The sequence below is a fragment of the Mesorhizobium sp. LSHC412B00 genome, from assembly GCF_000503035.1.
GTDB lineage: Bacteria > Pseudomonadota > Alphaproteobacteria > Rhizobiales > Rhizobiaceae > Mesorhizobium.
Map to the genome: position 1 here is coordinate 834263 of NZ_AYWB01000001.1, position 13658 is coordinate 847920.

Genomic DNA, 13658 nt, shown 5'->3' on the forward strand with positions numbered 1-13658 from the left:
CTTCAGGCAACCCTTTTCGAAAGCAGCAGGCGGTAGAGTTCAACGTATTTGTCGGCGCTCTTGTCCCAGGAGACATCGGCCTTCATGCCCTGGCGCTGGATCTGTTCCCAGACGGCCGGGCTCGAATGCGCATCGACCAGCCGGCGGATGGCGTGCAGCATGGCGCCGCCACTATTGGGCGCGAACTGGAAGCCGGTGGCGACACCGGCCGAGATCGCTGCTTCATTGGCGTCGATGATGGTGTCGGCAAGGCCGCCGGTGCGGGCGACGACCGGCACGCAGCCATAGCGTAGGCCGTAAAGCTGGGTCAGCCCGCAAGGCTCGAAGCGCGACGGGATGACGATGGCGTCGCAGCCGCCCTGCATGGTGTGGGAAAGCCCCTCGTCATAGCCGACGACGACGCCGACACGGCCGCGATGGCGGGCGGTGGCAGCCAGCAGCGCGCCTTCCAGGCCGGCGTCGCCTGAGCCGAGGATCGCCAGCCGCGCGCCGGTGGCGACGACGCCGTCGACCACAGCCGCCAGTATGTCCATGCCCTTCTGCCAGGTCAGCCGGCTGACGACGCAGACGATCGGACTGTCGTCGCGCTCGAGGCTGAAGCGGTCCTCGACAACCGCCCGGTTGGGAAGCCGAGCCTTAAGCGTCGCGGCGGAGTAGGCCGACACCAGATGCTTGTCGGTCTCCGGGTTCCAGATGTCGGTGTCGATGCCGTTGACGATGCCGTAGAGGTCGGAAGAGCGCATGTTGATCAGGCCGTCGAGGCCCATGCCGAATTCCGGCGAGCGGATTTCCTGGGCATAGGTGGGGCTCACCGTGGTGATCGCCCAGGCCGCCTGCAGGCCGGCCTTGAGGAAGCCGACGCCGCCATAGTATTCGACGCCGTCGAGCGCCATCGCCGCGGCCGGCAAGCCGAGCTCGCCAAAAATGCCGGCGCCGAACTGACCCTGGAAGGCAAGGTTGTGAACCGTGATCAGCGACGGCACGCCGACCGCCTTGCCGTAGCGCATATAGGCCAGCGTCATCGCCGACTGCCAGTCATGGGCGTGGACGAGATCCGGCTGGTAGCCGGAAATGGCGCCGCCGGCGATATCGCCACCGACCTGGCTCAGCGCGGCAAAACGCCGCCAATTGTCGGGCCAATCGGCGCCGGCCGCATTGCCGTAAGGGCCGCCGGGACGGTCGTAGAGATGCGGCGCGTCGAGCACGAACAGGTCAAGCCCGGCGATCTTGACGGCATGGACCGAAGCCTTGCCGCCCTGCAGCAGCGGGTATTGGTAGACAGCCTTCTTTTTCTTGAAGGCGTCCATCACCTGGGGAAAGCCGGGGATGAGCGTGCGCATGGTCACGCCCTTGGCGGCCAGCGCGATCGGCAATGCGCCGGTCACGTCGGCAAGTCCGCCGGTCTTGATCAGCGGGAATATCTCGGGCGTGACCGACAGAACCTGCATGCGTTTATGGTACCCCGTCTTACAGCTTCAGCTTGTCGATCATGTCCTGCGTGACCAGGCAGATGCCCTTTTCCGAAACCCGGAAACGCTTGGCGTCGAGAACAGGGTCTTCGCCAACCACCAGCCCTTCCGGTATCCTTACACCGTGGTCGATGACGACGCGCTTCAACTTTGCGTTCCGGCCGACATGAACGTCGGGCAGCATGACGACCTCTTCCAGCGTCGAATAGGAGTTGATGCGCGCGCCGGTGAAGATCAGGCTGCGCTTCAGCGAAGCACCCGAGACGATGCAGTCGCCTGAGACCAGCGAGGAGACGGCCGAACCGCGCCGGCCATCCTCGTCATGCACGAACTTTGCCGGCGGCTTCAATTCGGCATAGGTCCAGATCGGCCAGTCGCGGTCGTAGAGGTCGAGTTCGGGAGTGATGTCGGTAAGGTCGATATTGGCTTCCCAGTAGGCGTCGACCGTGCCGACATCGCGCCAATAGGCTTCGTTCTCGGCCGTCGAGCGCACGCAGGACTTGGCGAAGCGATGCGCGATCGCCTTACCGTGCTGGACGATGTAGGGGATGATGTCCTTGCCGAAGTCGCGGCTCGAACCCGGCTCGGCCGCATCGCGGCGCAGTTGTTCCATCAGGAACTTGGTCTTGAAGACATAGATGCCCATGGAGGCCAGCGCGAATTCCGGCTTGTCGGGAATGCCGGGCGGGTCGGCGGGCTTTTCGACGAACGCGATGATGTTGTCCTTGCCGTCGACATGCATGACACCGAAGCCGGTCGCTTCCAAGCGCGGCACTTCGAGGCAACCAACAGTGACGTCGGCATTAGCGTCGACGTGCTGGCGCAGCATCAGCTCGTAGTCCATCTTGTAGATATGGTCGCCGGCCAGGATCACCATATATTCAGGGCCATAGGCCTCGATGATGTCGATGTTCTGGTAGACGGCGTCGGCGGTGCCTTCATACCACTGGGTTTCCGAGACACGCTGCGAGGCCGGCAGGATGTCGAAGCTTTCGTTTCGCTCCGGGCGCAGGAAGTTCCAGCCGCGCTGCAGGTGGCGGATCAGCGAATGCGCCTTATACTGGGTGGCGACACCGAGGCGACGAATGCCGGAATTCAGCGCATTGGACAGCGCGAAATCGATGATGCGCGTCTTGCCGCCGAAATAGACGGCCGGCTTGGCCCTGCGGTCGGTCAATTCCTTAAGCCGGCTGCCGCGGCCGCCGGCCAGCACATAGGCCATGGCATCGCGCGCCAGCGGCTGGGTTCTCTTCAAGTCTGCCATTTTTACCCTCCCAAATTACCAGTCTGGAGCATCGCCCGGTCCGCAACGAATCGACGGACCTAATCCGAAACGAGTTGACGGACCTAGCCCGCAACGAGTTCAAGCATGATCGTCGACAGCGGCGGCAAAAGCATCGTTGCCGAAATGCCTCCTCCTTCCGCCCTGGCTTCGACCACACCGCCATTGCCCTTGCCCGAACCACCGTAGTCCGAAGCGTCGGTGTTGATGATTTCGCGCCATTTGCCGACCTTGGGCAATGGCACGCGATAATTGTCGCGCGGCACTGGCGTGAAGTTGGAAATGACGGCGATCGGGTTGCCGCCGGGCGCGCTGCGCAGCCAGGCGAAGACCGAATTTTCCTTGTCGTCGACGATCAGCCAGGAGAAGCCGTCCGGCTCGCAGTCGCGCGCATGCAGCGCCGGGCGCGAGCGGTAGAGATAGTTGAGGTCGCGCACCGTCTGCCAGACGCCGCGATGCGGGTGGAAGTCGAGCAGGTTCCAGTCGAGCGCGCGCGCCTCGCTCCACTCGCGGCGCTGGGCGAATTCCTGGCCCATGAACAACAGCTTCTTGCCGGGATAGCCCCACATGAAGGCATAGAAGGCGCGCAAAGTCGCGAACTTCTGCCAGTCGTCGCCGGCCATCTTGCCGAGCAGCGTGCCCTTGCCGTGCACGACCTCGTCATGGGACAGCGGCAGCACGAAATTCTCGGAGAAGGCGTAGGTCAGGCCGAAGGTCAGGTCGTTGTGGTGATGTTTGCGGAAGATCGGCTCCTTGGCGAAATACTCCAGCGTGTCGTGCATAAAGCCCATGTTCCATTTGAAGCCGAAGCCCAGCCCGCCTTCATGCACCGGCGCCGAGACCTTCGGCCATGAAGTCGATTCCTCGGCGATGGTCATCACGCCGGGATGGTGGCCGTAGACCTCCTTGTTCATCTTCTGCAGGAAGGAGACTGCTTCGAGGTTTTCGCGGCCGCCCTTCTCGTTGGGGATCCACTCGCCGGCCTTGCGCGAATAATCGAGGTAGAGCATCGAGGCCACCGCATCCACGCGCAAACCGTCGACATGGTATTTCTCGGCCCAGAACAGCGCGTTGTTGACGAGGAACGACACCACCTCGCGGCGGCCGAAATTGTAGATCGCGGTGTTCCAGTCGGGATGAAAACCCTTGCGCGGATCGGCATGCTCATAAAGCGCTGTGCCGTCGAAATTGGCCAGGCCATGCGCGTCGACCGGGAAATGCGCCGGCACCCAGTCGAGGATGACGCCGACGCCGGCGCGGTGCGCACCGTCGACGAAACGGGCGAAGCCGTCGGGGTCGCCGAATCGCGCCGAGGGGGCATAAAGTCCGGTTGTCTGATAACCCCATGACGGGTCATAGGGATGTTCGGAGATCGGCAGGAACTCGATGTGGGTGAAGCCGGTCTCGACAGCATAGGGGATGAGCTGGTTGGCGAGTTCGTCCCATGACAGGAAGCTGCCATCATCGTGCTGCTGCCACGAACCGGCATGGACCTCGTAGATCGATATGGCTTCGCGCCGCGGATCGGCCTTTCGCCAGTAATTGCGATGCGCCTCGTCGCCCCATTCATGCGCCGGCGGCACCGCCGTCACGGATGCTGTGGCCGGGCGCAGTTCAGACTTGAAGGCGAACGGATCGGCCTTGAGCGGCAGGCGCACGCCGTCGGGGGCAATGATCTCGTATTTATAGGGGTGGCCGGCGCCGATATCGGGAATGAACAGCTCCCAGATGCCGGTGTCGCGGCGGTCGCGCATCGTGTGCCGGCGGCCGTCCCATTCGTTGAAGTCGCCGACCACCGAGACACGCCGCGCATTGGGCGCCCAGACGGCGAAGTGTACGCCGGAGGCGCCCTCGTGATCGATGAGATGAGCGCCGAGCTTGTCGAACAGCCTGAGATGCGATCCTTGGGCGATGTAATAATCATCCATCGGGCCGAGTACCGGGCCGAAGGAATAGGGATCGGTCAGCCACCAGTCGCCGCCGGCATTCTTGGCGTGATAGCGCAGCGGCTGACGCTTCTTGATCGACAGTCTGCCTTCGAAGAAACCGGCGTCGTCGCGCCGCGTGAGTTCGCCGGCGTTCTTGCCGGCCAGCGTGTATGCGGTGACGAACTCGGCATTGGGGACGAAGCAGCGGGCAACCAGGCTCTTGCCGGCATCATGCACGCCCAGGATTGCAAAAGGATCGCCATGCGTGCCTGCAACAATTGCGGCGACATCGCCGGCTGACGCCAGCCCGTCCGACCCGCTCGTCGTCGCGGTCGCGCGCGGTTTCTTCATCAGGCGGTGTCCCTCCCTGGGAACCAGTTCTTGTGCACAAGACCCATTGTCGTGGCCTCATGCAATCATATCAGGCGGGCACGTTCCAGATTTCTTTCGCATATTGGCGGATCGTGCGATCGGAAGAGAACCAGCCGACGCGGGCAACGTTGCGGATAGCGCGCGCGTACCAATCGGGGCTGTTGCGCCAGACGGCGTCGACATCGCGCTGGGCGGCGGCATAGGCGTCGAAATCCGCCGCCACCATGAACCAGTCGCTGTTGTAGAGACCGTCGACCAGCTCGCGGTAGCGATCCGGCTGGTCGGGCGAGAACACGCCCGACGATACTGCGGCAACAGCCTGCGCCAATTCAGGGGAGCCCTCGATCACGGCGCGCGGGTTGTAGCCATTGCTGCGCCGCTCGGCGACTTCCGCCGTGCTCAGGCCGAAGATGAAGATGTTGTCGTCGCCGACGCATTCCTTGATCTCGACATTGGCGCCGTCGAGCGTGCCTATGGTCAAGGCGCCGTTCAGCGCGAACTTCATGTTGCCGGTGCCCGACGCCTCCATGCCGGCAGTCGAAATCTGCTCGGACAGGTCGGCTGCCGGCATCATCACCTCGGCCAGGCTGACATTGTAGTTCGGCACGAACACCACTTTCAGCAGACCGCGCACCGACGGGTCGCTGTTGATGACCTTGGCGACGTCGTTGGCCAGTTTGATGATCAGCTTGGCATTGTGGTAGCTGGGCGCCGCCTTGCCGCCGAAGAATTTGACGCGCGGCATCCAGTCCTGCTCGGGATGCGAGCGGATCTGGTCGTAGAGCGCGATCGCTTCCAGGATGTTGAGCAGTTGGCGCTTGTATTCGTGGATGCGCTTGACCTGGATGTCGAACAGCGCCGACGGGTCGAGCTTGATGCCGAGCCGGTCGGCGACCAGATTGGCGAGCTTGACCTTGTTGGAGCGCTTGACGGCGGCGAACTTGTCGCGGAAGGCGGCGTCGCCGGCAAAGGCTTCGAGCCCCTTGATGGCGTCGATGTCGTCGAGGAAACGGTCCCCGATCGCCGCGCGGGCGAGCGCGGTGAGGCCTGGATTGCACTGGATCAGCCAGCGCCGTGGCGTGATGCCGTTGGTCTTGTTGTTGATGCGATCGGGATAGAGCTTGTGGAGATCGGCAAACACCGTCTCCTTCATCAGTTCGGTGTGCAACGCCGACACGCCATTGATCGAGTGCGAGCCGACAAAGGCCAGGTTACCCATGCGCACGCGGCGGTCGCCATTTTCCTGGATCAGCGAGATGCGGCTGATCTGCTCATTGGAAAACTGGTTGGTGGCGCGGGCCTCAAGCAAAACCTGCGCATTGATGGCGTAGACGATCTGCATGTGGCGCGGCAAAAGCCGTTCGAACAGCGGCACCGGCCAGCTTTCCAGCGCTTCTGGCAGCAGCGTGTGGTTGGTGTAGCCGAAGGTGCGCTTGGTGATGTCCCAGGCCTGGTCGAAATCCATGCCATGGACGTCCATCAGCAGGCGCATCAGCTCTGGCACGGCGATCGCCGGATGGGTGTCATTGAGGTGGATCGCTGCCTTGTCGGGCAGCGAGGCGAGATCGCCATACTGGCTGAGATGGCGCTGGACGATGTCCTGCAGCGACGCGGTGGAGAAGAAATATTCCTGCCGCAGCCGCAGTTCCTGGCCGGCCTTGTGGGAATCGGCGGGGTAAAGCACGCGCGACAAGGCATCGGCCTTGTTGCTTTCGGCCAGCGCGCCGATGTGGTCGCCGGCGTTGAACTTGTCGAGCAGGATCGGATCGACCGGCATGCCCGACCAAAGCCGCAGCGTGTTGACGCGGTTGGCGCGCCAGCCAACCACCGGGGTGTCGTAGGCGACGGCCTGGACATGCTCGGTCGGCTTCCAGACGTGACGTTCCAGCCGGCCATCCTTGGAGGTGATCGATTCCACCGAGCCGCCGAAGCCGACCTCGAAGGCACGCTCCCGCCGCTCGAACTCCCAAGGGTTGCCGTGGTCGAGCCAGGTTTCGGGCAGTTCGACCTGCCAGCCATCATGGATCTCCTGGCGGAACATGCCGTTGGCGTAGCGGATGCCGTAGCCATGCGCGGGAATGTCGACGGTCGCCATGCTTTCCATGAAGCAGGCGGCGAGCCGGCCAAGACCGCCATTGCCGAGCGCTGCATCCGGTTCGAGCCCGGCGATGAGGTCGAGGTCGACGCCCAGCGACTTGAGCGCTTCTCGCATATTGTCCATCAGGCCGAGATTGGAGAAGGCATCGCGCATAAGCCGGCCGATGAGGAATTCGAGCGACAGGTAATAGACGCGCTTTTCCTGCTGGGCGTAGGCCTCCTGCGTCGCCTGCATCCAATGATCGACGATGCGGTCGCGCACGACCTTGATCGAGGCTGTCAGCCAATCATATTGCGTGGCAACGGAGGTGCCTTTGCCGACCCGGTATTTGAGAGCCAGCAAGACTTCGTCGGCCAGCGTCTTGGGATCGGGTATTTCGAGATCGGGGGCTTTGGCTGTCATTGTTCGCGTCATACTGCCTCTCGTGATCGTGCTGCGATCATACCGGCTTTCGCTCTCAGTCCCAGCCTATCCTAGTGCATCGCAACATACGTTCAATCGATTTAGACCAGCATGCCGCCAGTTCCCCTGCGGCAATTTATCCGTCGAGCGGATCAGGCAGCGAGTGCAGCCTCCGGCGGAACCTTCGCTCCCGTCATGAAGGCGACGGCGTCGGACATGGTATATTGCTTGGGATCGATGACGCAGAGGCGGCGACCCAGCCGATGGATATGGATGCGGTCGGCAACCTCGAAGACATGCGGCATATTGTGCGAGATCAGCACGATCGGCAGGCCTCGTTTCTTGACGTCGAGGATCAGTTCCAGCACGCGGCGGCTCTCCTTGACGCCGAGTGCGGCGGTCGGCTCGTCCATGATCACCACGCGGCTGCCGAAAGCAGCGGCGCGCGCCACCGCCACGCCCTGGCGCTGGCCGCCCGACAGCGTTTCCACCGCCTGGCTGATGTTCTGGATGGTCATCAGCCCAAGCTCGGTGAGCTTGTCGCGGGCGCGCTTTTCCATTGCGGGCCGGTCGAGCATACGAAGCCAGTCGCCGAGGAAGCCGGGTTTGCGGATCTCGCGGCCCAGGAACATGTTGTCGGCGATCGACAGGGCCGGCGACAAAGCCAGGTTTTGGTAGACCGTCTCGATGCCCGCCTCGCGCGCCTCCATGGGCGATTTGAAAGCGACAGCCTTGCCTTCAAGACGGATCTCGCCTTCGTCGGGCACGGCGGCGCCGGAAATCGCCTTGATCAGCGATGATTTGCCGGCGCCATTGTCTCCGATGACGGCCAGGATTTCGCCGGGGTAGAGGTCGAAGTCGGCATTGTCGAGGGCGGTGACACGGCCATAGCGCTTGATCAGGCCGCGCGCGGTGAGGATGGGTTCCACGGTCATGCCGAAACCTTTCTGATCCATTGGTCGATCGCCACGGCGCCGATGATCAGCACACCGGTGAGCAGCACCTTCCATTGCGGATCGGCGCCCAGCATGTTGAGGCCCATCGAGACGACGCCGACGATCATCGCGCCGAAAAGCGTGCCCAGAATTGAGCCGCGCCCGCCGAACAGTGAAATGCCGCCGATCACCGTCGCGGTTATCGCCTGCAGGTTGTAGTCGGTGACGGCGGCTGACGGCGAGATCGAGCCGTTGCGGCCGATGGACACCCAGGCAGCGAAAGCGGCGATCAACCCGGCAAGGGTGTAGACCGTCATCAACACCTTCTTGGTCTGGATGCCAGACAGCTTCGCCGCCTCCTGATCATCGCCAACGGCGTAGACATGGCGGCCCCAGGCGGTGTGATTGAGCACGTACCAGAGGATCAAAACGAGCACGACCGTGGCGATGACGCCCAGTGTCAGCACCGCCGTGCCGATCTTGAAACTCAGGGCAAAGAGATGCAGCAGCGGCGCCTGGGCGTCGACGTCGGTATCGCGGATCGTCTCATTGGCCGAATAGATGAAGTTCGTCGCCATGACGATGTTCCAGGTGCCGAGCGTGACGATGAACGGCGGCAGCTTCATGTAGGCGACCAGCAAGCCGTTGAGCAGGCCGCAGGCTGCGCCGGCGGCAAGCCCGATGGGCACTGCGAGCACGGCCGGCATGCCGTAGCTGACCGCGCAATTGCCCATGATCACGGCCGAAATCACCATGATCACGCCGATCGACAGGTCGATGCCGGCGGTCAGGATGACCAGTGTCTGCGCGGCACCGAGGATGCCGACGATGGCGATCTGCTGCAGGATCAGCGTCAGCGTATAGGATGAGAAGAAACGCCCGCCAATGGCGATGCCGAAAATGACGATCGACAGGACCAGCACAATCAGCGGCACGGCCGCCGGCGTGGAGTGCAGGAAATGCTGGATCCGCTTGACGGCCGATTTGTGCTCGTCAAAGGCGGCAACGCTTGTGTCGCTGCTCGAGAGAACCTTCTCGAATTCCTGTGCTTGAGCCATGTTTCCTCCCCTGGGCTTCAGCTCCATGCCGATACCCGCTCGCGCCTGTCCGGTCTGCTGCCGGGATTATTCGCGTGACGCATCGTCCACCCGAAGCGGCCGGGGATCAAGCCCCCGGCCGTCAGCTTGTCGCTGGCTGTCAGACAGCCATCAGCCCCAGCACTTGGCGAGGCCTTTCTTGGTGTCGATCGACTTCACGCCATTGGCCGGCTTGTCGGTGACGAGGTTGACGCCGGTGTCGAAGAAGTTCTTGCCTTCGGTCGGCTTAGGCTTGGCGCCGTCCTTGGCGAAGGCGGCGATCGCCTCGATGCCTAGTGCCGCCATCTGCAGCGGGTATTGCTGCGAGGTGGCGCCAATGACGCCTTCGGTCACCGACTTCACACCGGGGCAGCCGCCATCGACCGAGACGATCAGCACCTGGCTTTCGAGCCCGACCGCCTTGAGCGCCTGGTAGGCGCCGACAGCGGCGGGCTCGTTGATGGTGTGGATGACGGTGATGGAGTTGTCCTTCTGCAGAAGGTTTTCCATCGCCTTGCGGCCGCCTTCTTCATTGCCGTTGGTGACGTCGTGGCCGACGATGCGGGCATCGTCCTCATCGCCGATCTTGTTGGGATCCTTCACGTCGATGCCGAAGCCCATCATGAAGCCCTGGTCGCGCAGCACATCCACGGTCGGCTGTGAGGGGGTCAGGTCGAGGAAGCCGATCTTGGCGTCCTTGGCCTTGTCGCCGAGGGTCGCGGCTGCCCAGGCGCCGATCAGCTTGCCGGCTTCCAGATTGTCCGTCGCGAAGGTCGCGTCGGCGGCATCGATCGGGTCCAGCGGGGTATCGAGCGCGATCACCAGCAGGCCGGCGTCACGCGCCTTCTTCACCGTCGGCACGATGCCCTTGGTGTCGGACGCGGTGATCAGGATGCCCTTGGCGCCGTCGGCGATGCAGCTTTCGATCGCCGCCACCTGGCTCTCGCTGTCGCCGTCGATCTTGCCGGCATAGGTCTTGAGGTCGACGCCAAGTTCCTTGGCCTTGGCGGTCGCGCCCTCCTTCATCTTGACGAAGAAGGGGTTGGTGTCGGTCTTGGTGATCAGGCAGGCGCCGACGCCGGCGGCCGATGCTGTCGAAGCAAACGCCATCAGGCCGAGGCCCGCCGCGGCGAACACGGTGGACTTCAATAATGCTTTGGTCACGATCTTCCTCCCATGGAACTATGCGGATGCCGCCAACCGGCATCTCGAGCGCATCCACTGAAGTTCTCCCAGTGTGGACGCGCCCTCAAATGACACCAGCGGGAGCCGCCTGTCAATAATTAAATCACTCTTATTTATTATTGACAGCTTTGCGTGGTTCACTCATTCTGCCGCAAAAGCAGTAAGAATAAACCAAGGGAGGAACAAGGGTGGAGACCGGCATTGCGAGGCACGGTTCGCCCGAGGCGGCCGCCAGCCGTCTCCACCGTGGCACCAACCAGAGCGGCATGCGCGACCACAATGAGCGGCTGGTGCTGTCGTTGGTTCGCCAGCATGGCAGCTTGGCCAAATCAGACATTGCGCGCATGACCGGGCTTTCAGCGCAGACCGTCTCGGTCATCATGCGCGAACTGGAGGAGGACAGCCTGCTGCTGCGCCAGGCGCCGTTGCGCGGCAAGATCGGCCAGCCCTCCATCCCGATGGCGCTGAACCCCGAAGGCGCCTTCTTCATCGGCCTCAAGATCGGCCGCCGCAGCGCCGAACTGGTGCTGATCGATTTCCTCGGAACTGTGCGTTCCATGCTGCAGCACTCCTACCGCTATCCGGCGCCGCGCGAGACGGTTGAGTTCGTCACCGAAGGCATGAAGACGATGCGCGCCGAACTGACACCTGCGCAGGACAAGCGCATTGCCGGGCTCGGCATCGCCATGCCGTTCGAACTGTGGAACTGGGCCGACACCGCCGGCGCGCCGCGCGACATCATGGACGAATGGCGCCATCGCGACATCCGTGCCGACATCCAGGCGCAGTGCGAATTCCCGGTCTATCTGCAGAATGACGCCACCTCCGCCTGCGGCGCCGAACTGGTGTTCGGCCAGACCGGCGGGGCGCGCGACTTCGTCTATTTCTATATCGGCGCCTTTGCCGGCGGCGGCATCGTGCTCAACGGCCGGCTGTTCGGCGGGCCAACCGGAAATGCCGGGGCGCTGGGTTCGATGCCGGTGCCGGGACCAGACGGCAAGCCGACGCAGCTCATCGACGTCGCCTCGATCGCAATGCTGGAAAAGGCGCTTAACGCACGCGGCATTGACGGCTCCTATCTCTGGACCTCGCCGCAGGAATGGGGCGAGATCGGCGCCGATCTGGACGACTGGATCGCCAGCGCCTCGCAGGCGCTTGCCTACGCCATTGTCGCGGCGTCCTCGGTGATCGATTTCGAGGCCGCGGTGATCGACGGCTGGATGCCGCTCGCTGTCCGGCGCCGGCTCGTCGATGCGATCAGGCAGGCGATCGGTACGATCGATGGCGAAGGGCTGAAGCTTCCGGTGGTGCGCGAAGGCACCGTCGGCATCCATGCCCGGGCGCTGGGCGGCGCCAGCCTGCCGCTGTCCGAACGCTTCCTCATCGGTTCGACCACGATTTCCAGGAGCATCTGAATGCTGATCGGTATTCCGTCGCTGCTCGGTCCGGAGCTTCTGGCGACATTGCGCGCCATGGGCCATGGCGACGAGATCGCGCTTGTCGACGGCAACTATCCGGCGGAAGAACAGGCAAACCGGCTGATCCGCGCCGACGGTCTTCACCTCATACCGGTGCTTGACGCCATTTTGAGCGTGCTGCCGGTGGACGACTTCGTGCCGGAAGCGCTGTTTCGTGCCTCGGTAAAAGGCGATCCCTCGGTCGCCGATCCGGTCCACCATGAAATCGAAACGATCTGCACCAGGCGCGCGCCGGGCCGCAAGGTGGTTGCGCTGGCGGGCGCCGACTTCTATGCACGCGTCCGGTCGGCATATGCGATCGTCGGGACCAGCGAACCCCGGCTCTACGCCAACATCATCATCCGCAAGGGCGTGATCTATCCGCCGGAGAACAAGAAATCATGATCCTCTGCTGCGGCGAAGCCCTGATCGACATGCTGCCGCGCACCACGACACAGGGCGAGCCGGCCTTTGCGCCCTATGTCGGCGGCGCGGTGTTCAACACGGCGATCGCGCTTGGCCGCCTCGGCGCGCCCGCCGGCTTCTTTTCCGGCCTGTCGTCGGATCTGTTCGGCGGCCAGTTCCGCGAGGCGCTCGGCGCAAGCAAGGTCAGCTCCACCTATGCGCACACCTCCCCTCGCCCGACCACGCTCGCCTTCGTGCGGCTCACCAACGGCCAGGCGACCTACACTTTCTACGACGAAAATACCGCCGGGCGCATGCTGACGACAGAGGATCTGCCGAAACTGGGCGCCGAGATCGAAGCCATGCTGTTTGGCGCCATCAGCCTGATTTCGGACCCGGCGGGTGCTGCCTACGAAGAATTCATGAAACGCGAGCACGAACGCCGCGTCATGATGCTCGACCCCAACATCCGGCCGAACTTCATCCCCGACAAAGCCAAGCACCTCCGGCGCATCCGCTCGATGATGGCGATGGCCGACATCGTGAAGCTATCGGATGAGGATCTGCACTGGTTCGGCGAGGCCGGCTCGCATGAGGACGTCATCCGCAACTGGCTGGATCGCGGCCCGAAGCTGATCGTCGTTACCCACGGCAGCGAAGGTGCCGTCGGCTACAGCAGGGAACACAAGGTCACGGTGATGCCGCATAAGGTGGAGGTGGTCGACACGGTCGGCGCCGGCGACACTTTCAATGCCGGCATTCTGGCCTCGCTGCACGAGCAAGGCCTGCTCACCAAGGCCGGGATCGGCGGCCTTTCGGAGGACGCCATCCGTCAGGCGCTGGCGCTCGGCGCCAAAGCGGCGGCGGTGACCGTGTCGCGGGCCGGCGCCAACCCGCCCTGGCGGCACGAAATCGCCTGATCCACGCTTAGTCCGCCGCCAGCCGCTGCAAGCAGCCGATCACTTTATGTTTCCGCGAGCCGGAAAGACGCACTGAATTAGCCGGATTAATAGGCGGCGAAGCCCGGATTTCCGGCATCTTGCGGCAAT

General features: G+C 63.4%; 10 protein-coding genes. 3 read left to right on the forward strand and 7 right to left on the reverse strand.

Translation table 11 applies throughout. The features are described 5' to 3' along the window. Positions 1-2 precede the first annotated feature (2 nt). The 7 genes from glgA to X757_RS160720 form a co-directional block, all read right to left on the reverse strand. Positions 3-1448 (reverse strand): glycogen synthase GlgA, encoded by a 1446-nt coding sequence (gene glgA, locus X757_RS160750; protein WP_023692759.1) that lies wholly within the window; start codon positions 1446-1448, stop codon positions 3-5. Between the two features lie 19 nt (positions 1449-1467). Next, positions 1468-2733 (reverse strand): glucose-1-phosphate adenylyltransferase, encoded by a 1266-nt coding sequence (gene glgC / locus X757_RS160745; protein WP_023715696.1) that lies wholly within the window; start codon positions 2731-2733, stop codon positions 1468-1470. 83 nt (positions 2734-2816) lie between these two features. After that, entirely contained in the window at positions 2817-5030 is a 2214-nt protein-coding gene (gene glgB / locus X757_RS160740; protein ID WP_023725234.1) for a 1,4-alpha-glucan branching protein GlgB, read from the reverse strand. Positions 5031-5100: 70 nt separating this feature from the next. Beyond that, positions 5101-7563 carry a glycogen/starch/alpha-glucan phosphorylase gene (locus X757_RS160735; protein WP_023715698.1) on the reverse strand — a complete coding sequence of 821 codons (2463 nt, stop codon included), beginning with the start codon at positions 7561-7563 and terminating at the stop codon, positions 5101-5103. A gap of 140 nt (positions 7564-7703) precedes the next feature. Then, complete coding sequence (locus X757_RS160730) at positions 7704-8486, reverse strand: ATP-binding cassette domain-containing protein (RefSeq protein ID WP_023670726.1); 783 nt, start codon at positions 8484-8486, stop codon at positions 7704-7706. Next, positions 8483-9544 carry an ABC transporter permease gene (locus tag X757_RS160725; protein WP_023670725.1) on the reverse strand — a complete coding sequence of 354 codons (1062 nt, stop codon included), beginning with the start codon at positions 9542-9544 and terminating at the stop codon, positions 8483-8485. The genes X757_RS160730 and X757_RS160725 overlap by 4 nt, the downstream gene beginning before the upstream one ends. Positions 9545-9694: 150 nt before the next feature. After that, positions 9695-10672 carry a sugar ABC transporter substrate-binding protein gene (locus tag X757_RS160720; protein WP_084629418.1) on the reverse strand — a complete coding sequence of 326 codons (978 nt, stop codon included), beginning with the start codon at positions 10670-10672 and terminating at the stop codon, positions 9695-9697. 263 nt (positions 10673-10935) lie between these two features. Here X757_RS160720 and X757_RS160715 point away from each other — a divergent pair, with 263 nt between their 5' ends. Genes X757_RS160715 through X757_RS160705 form a run of 3 tightly spaced genes read left to right on the forward strand, consistent with a single transcriptional unit; the run spans position 10936 to position 13529 of the window. Continuing rightward, a complete protein-coding gene (locus X757_RS160715; protein ID WP_023725236.1) occupies positions 10936-12162 on the forward strand; it encodes an ROK family transcriptional regulator in 1227 nt (408 codons plus the stop codon). Next, positions 12163-12609 (forward strand): RbsD/FucU family protein, encoded by a 447-nt coding sequence (locus X757_RS160710; RefSeq protein WP_023684581.1) that lies wholly within the window; start codon positions 12163-12165, stop codon positions 12607-12609. It begins immediately after the preceding gene. Beyond that, positions 12606-13529: a carbohydrate kinase gene (locus X757_RS160705; protein ID WP_023684582.1), complete on the forward strand. Its 924-nt coding sequence runs from the start codon at positions 12606-12608 to the stop codon at positions 13527-13529. Before X757_RS160710 ends, X757_RS160705 begins: the two co-directional genes overlap by 4 nt. Positions 13530-13658: the final 129 nt, after the last annotated feature.

Excerpts from the sequence above, each read along its gene's own strand:
- X757_RS160720 (WP_084629418.1), bottom strand. The coding sequence starts at position 10,672 with ATGGCGTTTGCTTCGACAGCATCGGCCGCCGGCGTCGGCGCCTGCCTG.
- X757_RS160735 (WP_023715698.1), bottom strand. The coding sequence starts at position 7,563 with ATGACGCGAACAATGACAGCCAAAGCCCCCGATCTCGAAATACCCGAT.
- glgA (WP_023692759.1), bottom strand. The coding sequence starts at position 1,448 with ATGCAGGTTCTGTCGGTCACGCCCGAGATATTCCCGCTGATCAAGACC.
- X757_RS160710 (WP_023684581.1), top strand. The coding sequence starts at position 12,163 with ATGCTGATCGGTATTCCGTCGCTGCTCGGTCCGGAGCTTCTGGCGACA.
- X757_RS160705 (WP_023684582.1), top strand. The coding sequence starts at position 12,606 with ATGATCCTCTGCTGCGGCGAAGCCCTGATCGACATGCTGCCGCGCACC.
- glgB (WP_023725234.1), bottom strand. The coding sequence starts at position 5,030 with ATGAAGAAACCGCGCGCGACCGCGACGACGAGCGGGTCGGACGGGCTG.
- X757_RS160725 (WP_023670725.1), bottom strand. The coding sequence starts at position 9,544 with ATGGCTCAAGCACAGGAATTCGAGAAGGTTCTCTCGAGCAGCGACACA.
- glgC (WP_023715696.1), bottom strand. The coding sequence starts at position 2,733 with ATGGCAGACTTGAAGAGAACCCAGCCGCTGGCGCGCGATGCCATGGCC.
- X757_RS160730 (WP_023670726.1), bottom strand. The coding sequence starts at position 8,486 with ATGACCGTGGAACCCATCCTCACCGCGCGCGGCCTGATCAAGCGCTAT.